Source organism: Kitasatospora sp. NPDC048365 (assembly GCF_043200835.1).
In the GTDB taxonomy this organism is placed as follows: Bacteria; Actinomycetota; Actinomycetes; order Streptomycetales; family Streptomycetaceae; genus Kitasatospora; species Kitasatospora terrestris.
The window spans coordinates 1-19,661 of record NZ_JBICYJ010000030.1 but is presented as its reverse complement, the minus strand read 5'-3'; the positions used below and the strand labels follow the sequence as shown (position 1 = coordinate 19,661).

Sequence of the window (19,661 nt, the reverse complement as noted above, 5' to 3'; positions counted from 1 at the left end):
AGACCAGCATGAGGAACCTCGCGCGCCCGCTCCGGGTGCTGGACGCGTTCTGCTGCGCGGGTGGCGCCGGCACTGGCTACCACCGGGCCGGGTTCGACGTCACCGGCATCGACATCCGCCCCCGCCCGAACTACCCGTTCCGGTTCGTGCAGGGCGACGCCGTGGAGTACATCCGCGCGCACGGTGCCGAGTACGACCTGATCCACACGTCCCCGCCGTGCCAGGCCGGATGCGCGCTCACGGTCGGCACCAACTCCGCCATGGGCTGGGGCACCGCCCACGTCGACTTGGTGGCCGCCACCCGCGAGGCGGCCGAGTCCACCGGGCGGCCGTACGTGATCGAGCAGCCCAACGGCCGGGCCGCCGTCCGGAAGGACATCAGCCTCTGCGGCGAGATGTTCGGCCTGTCCGTGATCCGGCACCGGAACTTCGAGTTGGGCGGCTGGTCGATGCCGAACCCGACCCACCCCCGCCATCGGGGCCGGGTGCGGGGGTGGCGGCACGGCGAGTACTTCGACGGCCCCTACGTCGCCGCCTACGGCTCCGGCGGCGGCAAGGCCAGCATCCCCGAGATGCAGCAGGCCATGGGCATCACCTGGACCAGCGTCCGCGAGGAACTCACCGAGGCCATCCCCCCGGCCTACACCGAGCTGATCGGCCGCGCCGCCGCCCGCACCCTCGCTGTCGGGCCCGCCGCCGTGGCCGCGTAGGACCCCGCGCCGTGGCCGCTCTGGACTGGCGCGACGCCCGGCACTACGACCGCACCCGCACGCTCCCGTGCCGCTGGTGCGGTCGCCCCACACCGCTCCGGGACGACCAGCGCAGACCCACCCACAAGGTCTGCGCCGAGAACGCGGCGAACAACGACGACGGCGGCCCCCCTCTGCCAAGAACCGGGGCCGCCGCCAATCCAGCACGCTCATAGAGAACTGGAGACACCCAGCATGACCCAACTGACCCACGTTCGGGGAGAGCACCACCCCATCGCCCTCCGATTGGTGGCGTCCGGCCTGCCGGCGCTGCCGCTGCGGGACGGGAAGGTCCCGTTCGGCAACTGCCGGAACTGCGCGAACAACGCGTGCGGCGGCCGGCCGAACATGAAGACCCCCGGCCCCTGCCAGTGCCCGGCGCCCTGCCACGGCTGGGCCGCAGCCACCACCGACCCTGACGTCCTCAACGGGCCCGCCTGGGCCTGGGCGTGGTGGGAGGCGGCGGCCGTCGCCTACCACCCCGGCGGCGCGGGCCTCACCGTTGTCGACCTCGACAGCGCCGAAGCCATCGCCTGGGCCCTCGCGGCGCTCCCGGCCACCCGGACCGTGCCCACCACCCGGGGCCAGCACTGGATCTACCTCGGTGCCATGCCCTCCGCCAACCGCGTGCGCCCCGGCGTGGACATCAAGTCGTCCATGTCCTACGCCCGGTGGCTCGGCCCCGGCACCGGCACCATGGTCGCCCTTCCGGACGCCGTCCGAGACCTGATCGTGCGCGAGCCCGCCCCCGTCCGGCCGGCGCCCGCCGCTGTGCCAGCCGGGGGCGGGAAGTGCCCGCACCGCACGCCCGCCTACCTGGAACGCGGCATCGCCATGGCCGAGCAGCGCATCACCCAGGCGACCGGCGCGGTGCACGCGACCGTGTTCGGGGCGTTCCTGGCGGTGCTGTCCACGCACGGCCGGTGCGGGTGCCTGACCGAGGCGCACACGGCGCGGCTGTTCGCCGCCGCGCAGGCCATGGGCGAATCGCCCCGGCACTGCGCGGACGCGTGGGCCAACGCCCTGACCCGGCTGGGGCTGTGACCGTGGCCGATGACGAGAAGAACCCGGCCCGCGAGGTCATCGCCGACTACGCGCAGGCGCACTTCCGGTACTTCCGCACCGCGGACGGGACCGTGTACGCGCAGCGCAAGGGTCACCCGGTGGCGCGTCCGATCCGCTCGCAGGGCACGTCGGGCAGCCATCGGCAGGAACTCCTGGTCGGCCTGTTCAGGGACGGGCTCGGCGTGTTCAACGGCACCGCGATGAAGGAGGCATTGGACTTGATCGAAGCGCTCGCCATGTCCGAGGAGGTGCGGTCCGTGCACATCCGTGTCGCTCCCGGGTTCGACGGGGCGACCTGGCTCGACCTCGGCCGCACCGACGGGATGTCCGTACGCATCCACCCCACCGGCTGGGACCTCGCTGTCCCGGACCCGCGCGAGGTCTGCTGGCGGCGCACCCAGCTCACCGGCGAGCTGCCGGTGCCGACGAAGGACACCGACGGGAAGGGCATCGACCTGCTGTTCCGGCTGTGCAACTTCGCGAACGCCAGCTCCGAGTGCCTGGCTCTGGCGTGGCTGATCGGCTGCCTCGGCCCGTCCGTCCCGGTCCCGGCCCCGTTCCTCACCGGCCCGCAGGGAGCGGGCAAGTCCACCGCCGGGCGGATGCTCATGCGGATCATCGAGGGCATGAGCGGCGACCTGCGCCGGCCCCCGAAGGACGAGGAGAACCTGCTCGCCGCCGTGGCGGCCGGCTGGATCACCGCCCTCGACAACCTCTCCCACATGACCCCCGACATGTCCGACGCGATGTGCTGCATCGTGACCGGGGCCGAGAACGTCAAGCGCGCCCTGTTCACCGACGGCGACGTCTTCCGCGTCGGCTACCGCCGGCCGCTGATGCTGACCGGCATCGACGTCGGCGTCATCCGGCCCGACCTCGCCGAACGACTCCTTCCGCTGCGGCTGGAGCGGCCCACCGTCCGCCGCACCGAGGCCGAACTGTGGGCCGAGTACGCGCCCGTACTGCCCATCATGCTCGGGTCGCTGCTCGACCTCGCGGTCAAGGTCCGCGCCGCCGAGGCGGAGACCCCCACCGACCTGCGCATGGCGGACTTCGCCCACCTGTGCGCGCAGCTCGACGCCGCCACCGGCCTCGGGGCGCTCGCCGCCTACCGGGCCAGCCTGGACGACCTGAACGACGACGTGATCGAGGGCGACCTGCTCGCGCAGACCGTGCTGCAGCACGCCGAGACCATCGCCCCGGGCACCGCCCAGCGCATGACCTCCACCGAGTGGCTGGCCTGCCTCGGCCGCGTCTACAGCGGCGACGAACTCCGGGCCTTGCCGAAGGGCTGGCCGACCACCGGCAAAGTCCTCTCCGACCGGCTCAAGCGCCTCCAACCCACCCTCGCCGCCCGCGGTCTCCTCATCGACACCGGCCGCACGAAGGCGGGGCGCTACCTCGAAATGACCCGCCCCGCCCCCAAGCCCCCGCAGGAACGAGTCCCGCTCTTCTGACCCGCACCGCCACAGACCAACGGCAAGAAGAGCACCGGCCTCCGAGCGGGGGTGCTCCTCTTGCTGTTCGGCGGCAGCGCCGCCCAAGGGTCGCGCCGCGAAGCGGCTCCCTCTTTTCGCTCTGAGAGCCGCCCAACTACCTACAGACACCCCTTCTTTTTCCTAAGCAGGAAGACGCTGCGTCACCCGCGTCACCGGCGCCGAAAAACGGCCCCTGACCTGCCGGAAAGGGGGTGACGCAGACGGCGGGCTCTGCGTCATTCCTGCGTCACCCGCGTCACCCGGCTACGTCACGGTGACGCAGCCGGGTGACGCACCGGTGACGCAGGCCCCACCCCCGCCCACGCAAAACCGCAGGTCAGGGCCGACGAATGACGCTGTGACGCGGTGACGCAGAAATCCCCACCTCGGACACATGCGCACCGCGAGCAGCACGGTCAACACCCTTCCAGCCTCTCCACCCCTCGCCCAGCACCGGGAAGGACCGCCCCTTGGCCACCGCCGTCCCCGAAGTCCTCACCGTCCCCGAGGTCATGGCCGCCCTGCGAATGAGCCGCAGCAAGGTCTGCGACCTCATCCACTCGAAGAAGCTCGCCACCTTCACCTAGGACCACCGCCTGCCGCCATGCCACCGTCCTGCTCTACGCCCCGCTTGCCTGACCCCCGACCAGCGCACGGAAGGACCCACCCTTGGCCACCGCCGCCGTACGCCCTGACCTCCCGCCCCTGCCCCCCGTCTACCTCCCGAGCGACATCGCCAAGGCGCTCAACCGCTCGGAATGGTGGGTGAAGGAGCAGGCACGACGGGGACGCATCCCGTTCAGCAGGCTCGGAAGGGGCTACCGCTTCACTGCCGAGCACTTCGCGGAGATCATGCGAATCTTCGAGAGCCGCCCCGCCGAGAGCGCTCTTGCTCTGGCTCCGGCTCCCCAGCCGTCGCGGCGCACGACCGCCCGAGAGGCGGCCCCAGTAACACGCCTCAAGGCCCGAACCCCACGCAGGACTCAGCGCAGTCAGTCGCGTCCCAGCGCAGCCTGATCCCACGTGCCGCCCGGCCCAGCGCCGGGCGGCACACCGTTGAGAGGAGCACGAGTTGGGTTACGCCGAGAACCTCGGCAGCTATTGGCGCGGCCGGTACAAGGCCGCTCCGGGTAGGTACTCCACGGTCCGCGACGCCGACGGGGAAGCGATGCGCTTCAAGACCAAGGCCGCAGCGAAGAGGGCGGCAGACGCCGAAGAGGCGAAGGTGATGGCCGGGGTGAAGAAGGTAGCCCCCGAGCGGATGACCTTCGGCGTCTACGTCAGCCGGTGGTACGAAGCACAGGACTTGGCAGCCTCCACCATGCAGAACTACCGGCGCCACATCGAGGAGCATCTTCTCCCCGCATTCGAGCACTTCGTGATCGCCGACATCCTGGCCACGGACATCGCAGCCTGGGAGAAGCGCGAGCGTGAGGTTCCCTACGCGGCATCGAGCATCAAGACGTGGCGGGCGACGCTGCACCTGATCCTCGCGGATGCCGTTGACGAGGGGTTGCGCGACTCCAACCCGGCCACCAAGCGGCGCGGCCGAGGGAAGCGCGCTGGCCGTTCCCGCAATCGCGGGCCAGAGAAGGCCGTGACCACGCCGCTCGGCATCCTTCTGCTCGCTGAGCGGGCCGCGCTCCTCTCTGGTCGGGATGACGAGTTCGTCGCGGTCGCCCTCAAGGGCTACACCGGCATGCGCTGGGGCGAAATTGTGGGCCTGGAGACCGGGTTCGTCCGGCCGGCCAGTGTTCGGGTGGAGTGGCAGCTCTACGAGCTGGACACGGGCGAGCTTCACCGGTGCCCGCCGAAGGACGACTCTTACCGGGACATCGACACCCCGGAGTTTTTGGCCGCCCTGCTTGCGGGTCACGTCGCCCGCAGCCAGCCGAAGCCCTGCGAGTGCCACGGGCTGACCTACCTGTTCAGCGGCCACGGTGCGGCCAACGGCTCGGTGAGCCGGCCCGGGGCGAAGCTGGTCGACGTGGCCCGTCGCGCTGGCGTCTCGACCGGCACCGTCTCCAACGTCCTCAACCGGCCGGACACCGTGGCGGAGTCGACCCGGCTGCGGGTGCTGGAAGCGGTCACCGACCTCGGCTACATCCGAAACGCCGCGTCGGGGCAGCAGGCAGCGCACTGGCGGCGCTCCGGATTTGCCACCTGGCTGTTCCAACCGGCCGCCACGGGCCGGTACCCGAAGCGCGGCGGAAAGGACCAGCACCCAGTGCCGCTGGTGTCGGAGCCGTGGCCGGGCATCCCGGCCCGTGGCCGCGGTGCCTCCGGGCGGGCCCAGGCGTGCTGGCTGCCGATCGCGCCGGGACTGACCCCGCACGGGCTGCGCCATACGCACAAGACCCTGATGCGGGAGGCGGGCACCCCGCCGAAGCTCATGGATGAGCGGATGGGTCACGAGGACGGTTCGGTGCAGGCCCGCTACGACCACATCACTCTGGGGATGCGGCGGACCCTCGCGGCGGCCCTCACCGGCATGTGGGAGGAGGCGCTGGACGTCCGACGGGCGATGAGTGCCGGGTCTCCGGTGGCGGTTCTGGACGCCCTCCTGAAGACCGGGCGGTAGGCCAGTCCTGGAGACAAATTTCCGTGGCCTTCTCTGGGGGCTTCCAGGAGGGCCCTGAAAGACCTTCAGTGGGGGTGCTTCACGCGGAGCACCCCCACTGAAGGAGCGGCACCAGGCCAGTGATGCGAAGCGGAGAAGTCAGCTCGCCCGTTGTGCTGATCTAAAAGAGGCGGTCATGGTTGGCCGGTTCTGGCTGGGGCGTTGAGTTCAGCGGCAGCGCCACCCAGTCCTCCGATCCCAGGGCGAATCCGTGCCGCAGTGCTTCGGCCCGCTCGTCGAGCCAGGTGCCGCACAGCACGAGAAGTCCCTCCTTCTCGGCCCTTGGGCGGATGGCGCGTGCCCTGCGCATCGGGTCCTGGTTCCCCGCACACACGGTGAGGATGGCGCTCCTCGAAATGACTGTCTTCGGCAGGTAGTGGAACATCCTGAGGAGCCTGACCTCCTGGCCTTTTCCCTTCTCGAAGACCATGGCGGCTTGTTCTTCGGTGAGGCGCGTGAGCGGGTTTATCGGGATGTTGGTCCAGTCGTACAGAGGGAGACCCCACTGATGGCGCGCATCCACCGCGATTCCGCGCTTCCCGTCCTTGTTGCCCTTGCCTCGATAGAGCCATGACGTGTGGGTCCGGATGAGCCAGCTACGGTGGCGGTTCTTCTTCAGCTCGATCTTCGTACATATGCAGAGGTGACAGTGGGCCTCGGTGGGGATGGCCCAGTTGTCGCCCACCGTGGTCTTGAGGTCCACCGGGACTCCGCCGATCTCGACATCGAGCGGCTTCGCCTTCTTCCAGTCGAAGACGCGCTGGGCCTCGTACTCCAGCTTCGCTCCCACCGAGGCTCGCTCGCCGGGGTGGACGTCGGAGCCGAGCAGGTCGAATCGCCAGGTGCGGGCACCATCCAGCACGTAGGCGATCGAGGACTCGATGGCATCCGTGAACCCGGCTGCGAGATCGTTCCGACTGAGCTCATTTGCCACGGCCTGGAGTTCGTGGTCGTTGTCGGCCGCTCGAAGAATGCGATCGGCGGATCGGCACTCCTCGTTCAGGCACGTTTCTCCCAGCGGCTGGAGTTTGAGTCGAGCCATTGAGAAATCCCCCTGATGATCGCGCCTCAGCGAGAGGCTGGTCACGAGCGTCGCCGCTCAGTCGGATGATCAAGTGCAGAAGGCCCGCATCGATACCGGGATCAGTGCTGCGCAATCCCCTCGACAGCAGGCGTGTCCTCGGCCGGGGGTTCCGGGTGCGCGCGCGAGCCCCAGGTGGTGAGACTCTTCAGCAGTGCATCGGACGGAGCGCCCCAGCCGAAGGCCGCCGACAGGATGTGCAGGGCAAGCCGCGGCGGCACAGCATTGCCGATCTGCTGGCCGACGTCCTTCCCGGACCACGGGTAGTCGGTCGGAAAGGTCTGGAGCCGGCCAGCCTCGGAGAACGAGAAGCGGTCGAGCTCGGTGCCGTCTGTGCCGACGACACGATTGCGGGAGATCTTCCCAGTTACCGTGGCGGACGGCTCGCCGGATCCCCTACGCCCTCGGGCCTTCGGATCGCCTCCGGTGCCGTAGTTGGAGATGACCTCGAAGGCCGTGGAGCGGCTGACGACGTCTGCCATCGTCCTCCACGGAAGCAGCCTGGGGTCTCCGGACTCCCGGGCGACGCCCTTGCGGTAGATACGGTGCGTTGCAGCCGGGAGCGTCACGGGCTCGTTGCCGAAGCGGGCGATCAGGACGGCCCGCCGCCGGGTCTGCGGGACGCCGAACGCCTCCGTGTGCAGGATGCCGCAGTCCACCTGATAGCCCTCGGCGATCAGCGCCTTCGCGTACGCCTCCCAGACCGGAAGTACTGCGGGGACCTGCTCAAGCACGATCGCGCGGTAAGGGCGGTCGAGCTTGTCGATGGCGTCGAGTGCCCAGATGAGGGGTTGCAGGACGAGCCCGGTGCGTTCGTCGTCGAGCTTGGCGAGATCCTTCTCGATCTCCTCGCGATCCTCGCGGGCGACGAGGCGGTCGACGAACCTCAGAACCTCGTCGAGAGCCTTGCGGCCGACGCCCGTGCCCGCGACGGTGAAGGTCTGGCAAGGAGGCCCGCCGGCCAGCACGTCGGCGTCAGGGAAGTCGGATGGTCCGTAGAGGCGGACGTCACCTTCGACAGTGTCCAGACCGGCCGCCCGCCGGGTGGTGCATGCAGCGGCGTCCCACTCGACACCGATCGTGCGGATTCCGAGCTTCTCTGCCGCCACGTCGAGCCCGCCGGGGCCGGCGAAGAGGTCGACAATCTGGGTGGGCTGCACTCGGATCTCCTGATGTGTCGTTACGGGGCGACGGTGCTGCGAGCCCGGGAAGCTCGATTGCCCGCTCTGACTGCCGCTTCGGTAGCGACCATGCAGCGTACCGCGGGGTACCGACAGGCGAGCTTGTGCGCCGCGGTGAAGCTCCGGGGGATGCGGGTGGCTCGCGCCGACAAGACGTCCGATGAGGGTCGTTCGCGGCACTCGACTCCCCGGCGGGCCTGGTGCCCGGATCGCGCCGGGACCAAGATCTTCTCCAGGATTTCTCCAGAAGGGTCACAAAAAGCCAGTCAGGGCCGGTGTCTCTTGCGAGTCACCGGCCCTGAACTGGTCTTACGAAGTCGGGGTAGCGGGATTTGAACCCACGGCCTCTTCGTCCCGAACGAAGCGCGCTACCAAGCTGCGCTATACCCCGGTCCTGCTTTGTTGCCTTCCGTCTCCGGCGCAACGAGTAGAACTCTACAGGAGGTGCGGCGAGAGACGAAATCCGATTCGCGGCGGGGCGTCGTCGCTGGTCAGGGGCGGGTCAGCGGGGGGCGGGGGTGAGGGTGAGGAGGGTGGCCTCCGGGGGGCAGGCGAAGCGGACGGGGGTGTAGCGGTTGGTGCCGCAGCCGGCGGAGACGTGGAGGTAGGAGCGGTGGCCGCCGGCGGTGTGGGTGGAGAGGCCCTTGACCCGGTCGGCGTCGAGGTCGCAGTTGGTGACCAGGGCGCCGTAGAAGGGGATGCAGAGCTGGCCGCCGTGGGTGTGGCCGGCGAGGACCAGGGGGTAGCGGTCGGCGGTGAAGGCGTCGAGGACGCGGAGGTAGGGCGCGTGGACGACGGCGAGGGAGAGGTCGGCGTCGGCGGAGGGGCCGCCGGCGACCTTCTCATAGCGGTCGTGGCGGATGTGCGGGTCGTCGAGGCCGGTGAACTCGATGTCGAGGCCGGCGACGGTGAGGCGGCCGCGGGCGTTGCTGAGGTCGAGCCAGCCGGCGGCGTCGAAGCCGTCGCGGAGGTCCTGCCAGGGGTTGTGGACGGCGCCGGTGATGCCGCGGCGGCTGGAGCCGTCGGGGTTGTTGAGGCCGTGGACGCCGGTGCGCAGGGCCTTGAGGTACCGGGTGGGGCTCTTGCGGGCGGGGCCGTAGTAGTCGTTGGAGCCGAAGACGTAGACGCCGGGGAACTCCATCAGCGGGCCGAGCGCGTCGAGGGCGGCGGGGACGCCGAGCGGGTCGGAGAGGTTGTCCCCGGTGTTGACGACGAGGTCGGGCCGGAGTCCGGCGAGGCTCTGCAGCCAGCGCTGCTTCTTGGCCTGGCCGGTGACCATGTGGATGTCGGAGACCTGGAGGACGCGTATCGGCCTGGCCCCGGCGGGCAGGATCGGCACCTCGACGCGTCGCAGTCGGAACGCGCGCACTTCGTACCCGGCGGAGTAGGCGAGACAGGCGGCGCCGGCGGCGGCGATGCCGAGCGGTACGGAGTACAGGGGTCGCATCGGTCCATGCTCTCAGCCTGCGGGCCGAGCGCCGAAACGGGGGCGGGAGCGAGGTGGGAGCGGAGCGGGAAGGGGCCCGAGCTGCGGCGGAGGCGGGACGGCGGCGCGGACGCGGCGGTGCGCGGAAATCGAGTTGACACCGGCTTGACTGGCTGTCAAGGGTTAGTCGCGCAGTCTGGGAGCCGGTCGGGTGGCGCCGGGCGTAAGTGGTGCAGACCGCCGGTGGGGCGTTACGAAATCCCGATGGTCGAATCGCCGGATGTCGGCCAGCCGCGCTCACGGGCGTATTCGATGATTTCCGGGTCCTGGCCGAGGACGCGCGGATTGCCGACGACGCAGAGCATTCCGGCGGCGTCCAGGTGATCGCCGTATCCGAAGCAGCGGGTGGGGGAGAGTCCCAGTCTTGCCATGAACTCGACAACTGCGCCGAGCCGGGCGCCGAACGGACTGCGAACCTCCGGGCCGATCCCGTGCCCGAGGTCGTTCTCGACGTAGAGGAGCAGGTCGGGGGCGTCTTCGGGGCGGCCGTCCGGCGGCTCCTCCTCGATTCGGTGGACCATGTGGACCACTAAGTCGCCGGCTTCGCGGTGGCGGATCATCGCGTTGGCGGCGAGTGCCGCCGAATCCGTCACACCGTCCCTGAGATCGAAGAATGCCGCCCGCCGCAGCTCCGCCACCGCAAAATCGTCCGCGCCTCCGCCTGCCACGCCTGCCCCCACTGCTCGGACCATTGGCGGGCGGCCAATGGTGTACCAGTGAAAAATAGCGCATTGGGTGATCGCGTAGCGACGTTGGATGACGGAGCGGGTTGCGATTGGTTCAAAAATCGCAGTCGGAATGGGGCAAAGCGGCGCGGAACGATTGTAAATTCGCGCAAGGGCTCGGGAATGCGCGGATCGGGGCAATCGGCGCACAACGCCCCCGCTCCGGCCCCGTCCGGCGCCCGGCCGCGACGGCCAGCTCCCGTGGCAGCGGCGGAGACTGACGGTCGATCAGCTGACCGGACCCTGTCACAGCCCGGTCGAGCAGGGCTTGAGCAGCACGTGAGTGGCCCGGGTCGATCGTATTGACATCATGATTGACAGATATTTACAAGTCGTGTTGACTCTCGTCGGACAGGGTTGCCGACGCAGAGGAATGACATGACCGGGGGAGACGTCGACACGGTCGGGATCATCCTGGCCGGGGGCCGGGGTGAGCGGGCCAAGCCCATCACCCTGGAGTCCGCCGACTACATACGCAGCAAGGCGCTGATCCCGTTCGCCGGGCGCCGCCTGATCGAGTGGGTCATCGACGCCTGCCGCGAGCAGGGCATCCGTCGTTTCTACGTGGTCGCCCAGGGCCTGGAGAACCGCAGCCAGATCAAGCTGCTGCTCGGCCACGGCGAGCGGTACGGCGTCGACGTCCGCTACTCCCGGTCGAGCTTCGACCGGTACAACGTCGGGTCCGGCGCGGCGACCCTGCACAACCTGGAGCAGTGGGACCTGACGGGCAGCGCGCTGGTGCTGCCGGTCGACTCCATCTTCGACTTCTCGCTGGCCGAGCTGCAGACCACGCACCGGACGACCGGGGCCGTGGTGACGGTCGCGGCGGTCGCCCGCACCCCCGTCGAGGTGTCGGGCAAGTACGGCGCGATGACCACCGACGCCGAGGGGCGGGTCACCGGTTTCGTGGAGAAGCCGGACCTGGCCCGGGTGCACGAGGTGTTCCCGGACGCGATGGGGGACACGGGCGCGCTGATCCCCACCAACGCGGGGATGTACCTGATCGACTGCGGTCGGCTGCGGGCGCTGGCCCGGGAGCCGAAGCTGATGCGCCAGGCGCAGCAGCGCCTCGACTGGGGCGGCGAACTGCTGCCCTGGCTGGTCTGCCACGGCCACACGGTGGCCTCGCACCACATCGCCCGGCTGGGCGACCTCGGCAACGTCGAGGACTACCTGGTGACCCTGCGCAACGTACTGGCCGGCGACTACCCCCAGATGAACCAGCTGATGCCGGCCCCGCACAGCGACAAGCCCCGGTTCTGGGTGCACGAGTCCAGCCTGGTGACCCGGGACGACGTCACCGGGACCACGCTGGCCGACAAGATCGCCGACGGCTCGGTGCGGATCGGCCCGGGCGTGCGGATCGGCCGTCACGTGACCATCGGCAACGACGTGCGGCTGGAGTACGCGGACATCGGCGACGGGGTCGAGGTCCGGGAGGGCGCCACCCTGGTCGGCACCTCGCTGGGCGACTCGGCGGTGGTCGGCCCGTACGCGGACATCAAGGACAGCTACGTCGGGCCGATGGTGGAGATCCGCTCGGAGCGGGCCCAGCCGGTGCGGCTCGACTCGTACTCGGCGGTCGGCGACGGCGCCTACCTGTGGCCCGGCACCCGCCTCTCGGGCGTCAGCGTCTACCCGCGGCTGAAGGTCCCGGCGATCGCCAATCTGCCCTCGGGGACCAGGCTGACCAGCTCGGACGACATCCTGCGCTGGGTCTGACCCGGCCGCCCACGGATCTGAAGAAACGTTTTGCTCGGCCGGCCTGCCGACAGGTCGACAGCTCGCGGCACGCTCGTACAGCCCAAGGAACGGGACAGCCCCTTAAGCCCAGCACAGCTCAGAGGAGGACCCTGATGGACAGCCCCGTTGCGGTGGTCGGCGGTTCCGGCCGACTCGGACGACTGATCGTTCAGCGCCTGCTGGACCGCGGCGAGACGGTACGCGCACTCGGACGTACGGTGCAGCCGGCCAGACGGCTGCTGCCACCCGGGGCGACCTTCACCCCGGGTGACGTACGGGACCCCGCCACCCTGGCCGAACCGCTGGCGTGGACCTCCGCGGTGGTCTTCTGCGTCGAGCCGGGCACCGACGACGAGGGCCCAGACCGGCCCGAGGCCACCCTGTACCTGGGGCTGCGCAACGTGCTGGAGGCGGCCACCGCCGGCGGCGCCCGGCCGCACGTGGTGCTGGTCAGCCAGCTGCACGCGACCCACCGCGGCCACCCGCTGAACGCCTACGGCCGGGTGCTGGACTGGCGCCGGGCCGGCGAGGAGCTGCTCCGCGAGTGGGGCCTGCCCTACACGGTGGTCCGGCCGGGCTGGCTGATCGACGACCACGCGGCCGGCGACCGGGTCCGACTGGAGCAGGGCGACCAGGGCTTCGGCCAGGTCAGCCGCACCGACGTGGCCGACGCCTGCGTGCACGCCCTGTACTCGCCGCCGGCGACCGGGGTCACCTTCGAGATGTTCAACGAGCCGGGTTCGCGACTCATCGACTGGGAGCAGGCGTTCGCCGCCCTGGAGACGGACCGCGTCGTCGTGGCCTGACCACGCCGCGACGGAAGTGCGCCACGCCGGAGTGCCGCCACGCCCGAGTGTGCCACCGCGCCACCTTTCCCAGCCGCACCGAGAGAAACGGCAGAGACGATGACAACGAGTCAAGAGATCCCGGTGGCCCTGGAGGGCCTTGCCGGGGCCAGAGTCACGGCGGGGCGCTCCCAGCCCCTGGGCGCGACGCTGGACGCCGACGGCGTGAACTTCTCGGTGTTCTCCGAGCACGCCAACCGGGTCGAGCTGCTGCTCTTCGACAAGCACGACGACCTGGCACCCAGTCGGATCATCAACCTCGAACCGGACGAGCACCGCAGCTACCACTTCTGGCACTGCCACGTCTCCGGGCTGAAGGTCGGCCAGACCTACGCCTACCGGATGGACGGCCCCCGCCACACCAAGGAGTCCGGCACCCGCTTCAACCACCGCAAGGTGCTGCTGGACCCGTACGCGCGCGCCAACGTCAACACCCTGTGGGACCGGGTGCGCGCGGTCGGCCCGGAGGACAACTGCGCCTACTCGATGCGCTCCATGGTCGTCGACCTGGACAGCTACGACTGGGAGGGCGACGAGCCGCTGCGCCGCCCGCTGTCCGACACCGTGATCTACGAGGTGCACGTCGGCGGCCTGACCTCCTCGCCGACCTCCGGGGTGCGCCACCCGGGCACCTTCACCGGGGTGGTCGAGAAGATCCCGTACCTGAAGGAGCTCGGCGTCACCGCGGTCGAGCTGCTGCCGGTCTTCGACTTCGACGAGCGCCAGGTGCTGCGCACCGGCCCGAACGGCGTGCCGCTGCACAACTACTGGGGCTACGACCCGTTCGGCTTCTTCGCGCCGCACACCTCGTACTGCTCCGACCCGTGCGAGTGCACCCACATCACCGAGTTCCGCGACATGGTGAAGGCGCTGCACAAGGCCGGCATCGAGGTCATCCTGGACGTGGTCTTCAACCACACCAGCGAGGGCAACGAGCACGGCCCGACGATCAGCTTCCGGGGCCAGGCCAACGAGGTGTACTACCACCTGTGGCCGCAGGACCGCCGGCACTACATGGACTTCACCGGCTGCGGCAACGCGATCAACGCCAACCACCCGGCGGTGGCGAAGTTCATCATCGAGTGCCTGGAGTACTGGGTCACCGAGCACCACGTGGACGGCTTCCGCTTCGACCTGGCCTCCGAGCTCTCGCGCGGCGCCGAGGGCTACGAGATGGAGACCCCGCCGGTGCTGTGGGGGATCGAGCTGTCCGGCATCCTCTCCGACACCAAGATCATCGCCGAGCCGTGGGACGGCGGCGGCCTCTACCAGGTCGGCCGCTTCCCGGGGAAGCGCTGGGCGCAGTGGAACGGTCCGTTCCGCGACGACGTCCGGCGGTTCGTGCGCGGCGACGCCGGGATGGTCGGCACCGTGGCCACCCGGGTGGGCGGCTCCCGCGACCTGTTCGCCAAGGCCGGTGAACTCCCCACCAACAGCATCAACTTCATCACCTGCCACGACGGCTTCACGCTGAACGACCTGGTCAGCTTCAACGGCAAGCACAACCACGCCAACGGCGAGTCCAACGCCGACGGCTCGGACGAGAACTTCAGCTGGAACTGCGGCGTGGAGGGCCCGACCGACGCCTGGGACGTGGACCAGCTGCGGGTGCGGCAGATCAAGAACCACGCCGCGATCCTGCTGCTCAGCCGCGGCGTGCCGATGATCCTGGCCGGCGACGAGTTCCGCAACAGCCAGCTCGGCAACAACAACGCCTACTGCCAGGGCAACGAGATCGCCTGGCTGGACTGGCAGCAGGCCGAGAAGGAGGTCGACGTCCAGCGGTTCTTCCGCGAGATGATCGCCTTCCGCAAGCGCCACGGCGCACTGCGCGCGCCCCGGTTCTTCTCCGGGCGCCGCAACGAACGGGATCTTCCGGACGTCACCTGGCACGGCACCCGGCTGGAGCAGCCGGGCTGGGAGGACACCGACGCCCGGGTGCTCAGCTTCACCCTGGCCGGCTTCGACGGCGAACCCGACCTGCACGTCATCTTCAACATGTTCCACCTCGGCCTGGACTTCGAGCTTCCCCATCTCCCCGGCCACCACTGGGCCCGGTCCGTCGACACGGCCCGGACCAGCCCCAACGACATCCTCCCCCCGGGCGCGGAAGCCCCTGTCGAGGGCCACCTCTTCCACGCCCACGGCCGCAGCGTGGTCGTCCTGACCGCCCTGCCCGACGATGGAGTCACCCGATGAGCGCACCTGCAGCCCGCCGCACGTACTCGGACAGCATCGCCGGCTACGTCACCTCGTTCGACCCGGTCCACGACAGGTTCGGCCTGCGGACCTCGGACGACCGCGAGTTCACCATCCACCTCGACGGTCTGATCGGGTCGGAGATCGTGCGCAACCTGGGCGACGAGCGACGGGACACCAGCGGCTCGACCCGGGACATGCTCGCCGAGGGGCGCTTCGTCTTCGTCCACGGCCTCTTCTACCAGTGGGACGGCGGCGAGCGGATCGAGGCCCGGCAGATCACCTTCCCCGAGGAGACCCGCGGCGCCTACGTCTTCGAGAAGCCGACCTGGTGGGTCCAGCAGGCCGCCGAGATCGCCGACTTCTACCTGCGCGGACACTTCCCCGACGGGGTGTACGACTGGCGCAACTTCCGTACCAAGCTGACCCTGAGCGGCACCCACCTGCCCGAGTTCGCCGGCCAGGACGTCCGCCAGGAGACCGACACCATCTCCCGGCTGGTCTACGGCCTCGCCACCGCCTTCATGCTGACCGGCGAGGACCGCTTCCTGGAGGCGGCCCAGTCCGGCACCGACTACCTGCGCGAGCACATGCGGGTGGTGGACGAGCGCGAGGGCGTCGCCTACTGGTACCACGGCATCGACATCACCAGCTCGGGCCAGCGCAAGGTCTTCGCCTCCGAGTTCGGCGACGACTTCGACGCCATCCCGATGTACGAGCAGATCTACGCGCTGGCCGGCCCGACCCAGACCTACCGGATCACCGGCGACCCGCGGATCCTCGAGGACATCGACCGCACCGTCGCGCTGTTCCACCGCTACTTCAAGGACGAGGACCGGGGCGGCTTCTTCTCCCACCTCGACCCGATCACCATGGACCCGCGCGCCGACTCCCTCGGTCGCAACCGGTCCCGCAAGAACTGGAACTCGGTCGGCGACCACGCCCCCGCGTACCTGATCAACGCCTACCTGGCGACCGGCCGCGAGGACTTCGCCGAGCTGCTGGAGAACACCGCCGACACCATCGCCAAGTACTTCCCGGACGAGCCCAACAGCCCGTTCGTCCAGGAGCGCTTCCACGAGGACTGGAGCCCCGACCGCACCTGGGGCTGGCAGCAGGACCGCGCCGTGGTCGGCCACAACCTCAAGATCGCCTGGAACCTGACCCGGATCCGCGCCCTGCGCGACAAGCCCGAGTACGCCGCCCTCGCCGAGCGGATCGCCGACATCATGCCGCCGGTCGGCAGCGACCAGCAGCGCGGCGGCTGGTACGACGTGGTCGACCGCCGGGCCGACCCGGCCAGCGGCGCGCACCGCCTGGTCTGGCACGACCGCAAGGCCTGGTGGCAGCAGGAGCAGTCGATCCTCGCCTACCTGATCCTGGCCGGCGTCGACGGCGACCCCGAGCACCGCCGCCTCGCCCGCGAGGCCGCCGCCTTCTACAACGCCTTCTTCCTGGACTACGACGACGGCGGCGTGTACTTCAACGTGCTCGCCAACGGCATCCCGTACCTGCTCGGCACCGAGCGGCTCAAGGGCAGCCACTCGATGGCCGGCTACCACGCGCTGGAGCTGTGCTACCTGGCCGCCGCCTACACCGGGCTGCTGCTCACCTCCTCGCCGCTCACCCTGCACTTCCGGCCGCTGCCGGAGACCTTCCCCGGCCGCGTGCTGCGGGTCTCCCCGGACCTGCTGCCCGAGGGCACCGTCCAGATCGACCGGGTCTGGATCGACGACCAGCCGTACCTGGACTTCGACCCGAAGGCGCTGACCGTCAACCTGCCGGAGAGCGACGTCCCGCTGAAGGTCCGGGTCGACGTCGAGCCGGCCGACATGCGGCTGCGGGTCACCAGCGAGTTCGACGGCAACACCGCGCACATCCACTGCGACGGCGTGATCGACCGCGACGAGCTGGAGAAGTTCCGCCGGGCGCTCGTCGAGGCGCTCTCGGTCGAGCCGCGCCGGGTGGAGTTCCACCTCTGCAAGACCACCGAGATCACCCGGCCCGCCATCAACGAACTGCTCTTCCAGCGCGCCAAGATCGGCCTGGACGTCGAGTTCGTGATCGTCGGCTGCGCACTGCCCGAGGTCACCCAGGCCCTGCTCGCCACCGACGCGTTCGTCGTCGAGCTCGACGACGAGGGCGCCTGCGACCGGGACTGACCCGTCCCCTTCACCCCCACCGCGTCACCCCCAGCCGGCTCCGCCCGGCCCACCCTGCCCTCCCGCGGTGAACCCCCCACACACCGAGGGAGGGCAGGGCTCTGTCCACCCCCTTTTCCGACCGCTTCCGACTCCCGGAGGATCGACGTGCGCACACTGACGCGGCCCGGCGAACCGCTCGCTGGAGAGAGTACGGACGAGATCTCCGCGTACTGCCAGGATCTGTTCGCCCCGCTGGCCCGCTCGGACCAGCGCCGCTGGGGCGAGGTGTACCTGCGCGGCCTGCTGCACGCCTCGGGCCGCCGCACCCCCAGCAACATCTCCGAGCAGGTGCTCGGCCGGCGGACCGCCCAGCCCATCCAGCAGTTCGTCAACCACAGTACGTGGGAGTCGGGTTGGATCCGCCGGCAGCTCGCCGAGGCCTACACCGCGACCGCCGCGCCGCGGGCCTGGGCCTTCGACGAGGTCGCCTTCCCCAAGAACGGCACCCGCTCGGTGGGCGTCGCCCGGCAGTTCGCCTCCACCGCGCGGCGGACCATCAACTGCCAGCTGGCGCTCGCCACCTCACTGGTCCACCCGCAGTCCTGCCTGCCGGTCAACTGGCACCTGATGCTGCCCCGGCACTGGGACGACGACGAGGACCTGCGCGACCGCGCCCACGTCCCGCACCACGAGCGGCACCGGCCGCGCTGGCACTACCTGCTCGACTCGGTCGACGAACTGCTCCAGGACTGGGACCTGCCCCAGGCCCCGGTGCTCGCCGACTGGACCATGGAGTCCCAGGTCGAGCCGCTGCTGCTGGGCCTGGAGGACCGCGGCCTCGGCTACCTGCTGGAGGTCGGCGCGGCCAGCCACATCCCGGTCGGGCGGCACCCGGTCCGGGTCGGCGTGCACCACCGCGCGCCGCACACCCGCACCGTCGCCGAGGTCGCGCACGCCCTGCTCGACCGGGCCCACCGCGAGGTGATCGCCTGGCGCGACGCACCGGCCGCCAACGTCCGGCGCTCCCAGTTCCTCGCCGTCCGGCTGCCCGGCGGCCCCGCCGCCCCCGGCGATCGGCGCGCGGCCGGCCCGGCGGCCGGCGGCCGGGTCCGGCACCTGATCGCCGAGTGGCCGTTCGGCCGGCCCAAGCCGCGCACCTACTGGCTGACCAACCTGCCCGCCGAGCAGCTCGCCGAGACCGTAGCGCTGGCCGAGCTGCGCCACCACTCGGCCCGCGGCTGCGAACGGCTGCACCGCGAGTACGGCCTCGGCGACTTCGAGGGCCGCTCCTTCCGGGGCTGGCACCACCACGTCACCCTGGTCTCCGCCGCCCGCGGCTTCCACACCCTGCAGGAGCTCGGTGAGGAGGCCGAGGCCTGCTGACCCGTCCGGGTGGTGCCGGACGGGACACCGGGGCAGGCCGAGGCGCGAATGGCCCCGTAGACAACCCCCCGGCGCACCCCCTCCTCATATGATCGGAGCGACATGCGTCATCCTTGGTGGTGAATAGCACTGCCCAGACACCAGCAGGAGGAAGCTCGTGGACGACGTTCTGCGGCGCGCCGCGCTGTTCGCGGCTCTCGACGACGACCAGGCTGCCGAGCTGCGGGCTTCCATGACCGAGGTGACCCTCGCCCGCGGTGAGTCGCTGTTCCACGAGGGCGACCCGGGCGACCGGCTGTACGTCGTCGTCGAAGGCAAGGTCAAGCTCCACCGGGCCTCGCCCGACGGCCGCGAGAACATGCTCGCGGTGCTCGGCCCCAGCGAGATGATCGGCGAACTGTCGCTGTTCGACCCGGGCCCGCGCACCGCGACCGCCACCGCCCTGACCGAGTGCAAGCTGCTCGGCCTCGGCCACGGCGACCTGCTCCCGCTGCTGCACGCCCGGCCCGAGGTGTCCATCGCCCTGCTGCGCGCCATCGCCCGACGGCTCCGCCGGACCAACGACGTCATGTCCGACCTGGTCTTCTCGGACGTGCCGGGCCGCGTCGCCAAGGCGCTGCTCGACCTGTCGCGCCGCTTCGGCGTCCAGTCCGACGAGGGCATCCACGTCGCCCACGACCTCACCCAGGAGGAGCTCGCCCAGCTGGTCGGCGCCTCCCGCGAGACGGTCAACAAGGCGCTCGCCGACTTCGCCGGCCGCGGCTGGCTCAAGCTGGAGGCCCGCGCCGTCGTCCTGATGGACGTCGAGCGCCTCTCCCGCCGCTCCCGCTAGGCCGGGAAGACTCGAGGGGGGGGGGGGGGGGGGGGGGGGGGGGGGGGGGGGGGGGGGGGGGGGGGGGGGGGGGGGGGGGCGCGGCGGGGCCGGCCCCGGAGAGCGCGAGCGGGACGGGCGGCCGGGCGGG

Annotated in this window: 14 protein-coding genes and 1 tRNA gene; 10 read left to right on the top strand and 5 right to left on the bottom strand. The window is 70.4% G+C overall.

The window, feature by feature from the left end:
- Positions 1-8 precede the first annotated feature (8 nt).
- The 4 genes from ACGFX4_RS27070 (at position 9) to ACGFX4_RS27055 (ending at position 5,873) form a co-directional block, all read left to right on the top strand.
- Positions 9-710, top strand: coding sequence for a DNA methylase (locus tag ACGFX4_RS27070; protein ID WP_393079430.1), 702 nt, complete (start codon positions 9-11; stop codon positions 708-710).
- A gap of 234 nt (positions 711-944) precedes the next feature.
- Positions 945-1,793 carry a bifunctional DNA primase/polymerase gene (locus tag ACGFX4_RS27065; protein ID WP_393079427.1) on the top strand — a complete coding sequence of 283 codons (849 nt, stop codon included), beginning with the start codon at positions 945-947 and terminating at the stop codon, positions 1,791-1,793.
- A 2-nt stretch (positions 1,794-1,795) separates the two neighbouring features.
- The gene (locus ACGFX4_RS27060) at positions 1,796-3,271 is read left to right on the top strand and encodes an ATP-binding protein (protein ID WP_393079668.1); all 1,476 of its coding nucleotides are present in this window, start codon (positions 1,796-1,798) and stop codon (positions 3,269-3,271) included.
- Positions 3,272-4,364: 1,093 nt separating this feature from the next.
- Positions 4,365-5,873, top strand: coding sequence for a tyrosine-type recombinase/integrase (locus ACGFX4_RS27055; protein ID WP_393079424.1), 1,509 nt, complete (start codon positions 4,365-4,367; stop codon positions 5,871-5,873).
- Between the two features lie 160 nt (positions 5,874-6,033).
- Here ACGFX4_RS27055 and ACGFX4_RS27050 read toward each other — a convergent pair whose 3' ends face one another.
- From ACGFX4_RS27050 to ACGFX4_RS27030, 5 genes are all read right to left on the bottom strand, one after another.
- Positions 6,034-6,999, bottom strand: coding sequence for a NaeI family type II restriction endonuclease (locus ACGFX4_RS27050; RefSeq protein WP_393079421.1), 966 nt, complete (start codon positions 6,997-6,999; stop codon positions 6,034-6,036).
- A 56-nt stretch (positions 7,000-7,055) separates the two neighbouring features.
- The gene (locus ACGFX4_RS27045) at positions 7,056-8,153 is read right to left on the bottom strand and encodes a DNA cytosine methyltransferase (protein WP_393079418.1); all 1,098 of its coding nucleotides are present in this window, start codon (positions 8,151-8,153) and stop codon (positions 7,056-7,058) included.
- A gap of 338 nt (positions 8,154-8,491) precedes the next feature.
- Positions 8,492-8,565, bottom strand: a tRNA-Pro gene (locus ACGFX4_RS27040).
- A gap of 111 nt (positions 8,566-8,676) precedes the next feature.
- Positions 8,677-9,621 (bottom strand): metallophosphoesterase, encoded by a 945-nt coding sequence (locus ACGFX4_RS27035; RefSeq protein ID WP_393079415.1) that lies wholly within the window; start codon positions 9,619-9,621, stop codon positions 8,677-8,679.
- Positions 9,622-9,851: 230 nt separating this feature from the next.
- Positions 9,852-10,298 (bottom strand): hypothetical protein, encoded by a 447-nt coding sequence (locus tag ACGFX4_RS27030; RefSeq protein WP_393079412.1) that lies wholly within the window; start codon positions 10,296-10,298, stop codon positions 9,852-9,854.
- A 465-nt stretch (positions 10,299-10,763) separates the two neighbouring features.
- Here ACGFX4_RS27030 and ACGFX4_RS27025 point away from each other — a divergent pair, with 465 nt between their 5' ends.
- From ACGFX4_RS27025 to ACGFX4_RS27000, 6 genes are all read left to right on the top strand, one after another.
- Complete coding sequence (locus tag ACGFX4_RS27025) at positions 10,764-12,107, top strand: NDP-sugar synthase (protein ID WP_345697930.1); 1,344 nt, start codon at positions 10,764-10,766, stop codon at positions 12,105-12,107.
- A gap of 134 nt (positions 12,108-12,241) precedes the next feature.
- Positions 12,242-12,934: an SDR family oxidoreductase gene (locus ACGFX4_RS27020; RefSeq protein WP_393079409.1), complete on the top strand. Its 693-nt coding sequence runs from the start codon at positions 12,242-12,244 to the stop codon at positions 12,932-12,934.
- Between the two features lie 99 nt (positions 12,935-13,033).
- A complete protein-coding gene (gene glgX / locus ACGFX4_RS27015) occupies positions 13,034-15,172 on the top strand; it encodes a glycogen debranching protein GlgX (protein ID WP_393079406.1) in 2,139 nt (712 codons plus the stop codon).
- A complete protein-coding gene (locus ACGFX4_RS27010; RefSeq protein WP_393079403.1) occupies positions 15,169-17,334 on the top strand; it encodes an AGE family epimerase/isomerase in 2,166 nt (721 codons plus the stop codon). The genes glgX and ACGFX4_RS27010 overlap by 4 nt, the downstream gene beginning before the upstream one ends.
- A gap of 147 nt (positions 17,335-17,481) precedes the next feature.
- Positions 17,482-18,699, top strand: coding sequence for an IS701 family transposase (locus ACGFX4_RS27005; protein ID WP_393079400.1), 1,218 nt, complete (start codon positions 17,482-17,484; stop codon positions 18,697-18,699).
- Positions 18,700-18,856: 157 nt separating this feature from the next.
- Complete coding sequence (locus ACGFX4_RS27000; protein ID WP_253802339.1) at positions 18,857-19,531, top strand: Crp/Fnr family transcriptional regulator; 675 nt, start codon at positions 18,857-18,859, stop codon at positions 19,529-19,531.
- The last annotated feature ends 130 nt before the right edge of the window (positions 19,532-19,661 follow it).

Coding starts and splice junctions, on each gene's coding strand:
- ACGFX4_RS27070 (WP_393079430.1), top strand. CDS start 9: ATGAGGAACCTCGCGCGCCCGCTCCGGGTGCTGGACGCGTTCTGCTGC.
- ACGFX4_RS27065 (WP_393079427.1), top strand. CDS start 945: ATGACCCAACTGACCCACGTTCGGGGAGAGCACCACCCCATCGCCCTC.
- ACGFX4_RS27035 (WP_393079415.1), bottom strand. CDS start 9,621: ATGCGACCCCTGTACTCCGTACCGCTCGGCATCGCCGCCGCCGGCGCC.
- ACGFX4_RS27025 (WP_345697930.1), top strand. CDS start 10,764: ATGACCGGGGGAGACGTCGACACGGTCGGGATCATCCTGGCCGGGGGC.
- ACGFX4_RS27020 (WP_393079409.1), top strand. CDS start 12,242: ATGGACAGCCCCGTTGCGGTGGTCGGCGGTTCCGGCCGACTCGGACGA.
- glgX (WP_393079406.1), top strand. CDS start 13,034: ATGACAACGAGTCAAGAGATCCCGGTGGCCCTGGAGGGCCTTGCCGGG.
- ACGFX4_RS27010 (WP_393079403.1), top strand. CDS start 15,169: ATGAGCGCACCTGCAGCCCGCCGCACGTACTCGGACAGCATCGCCGGC.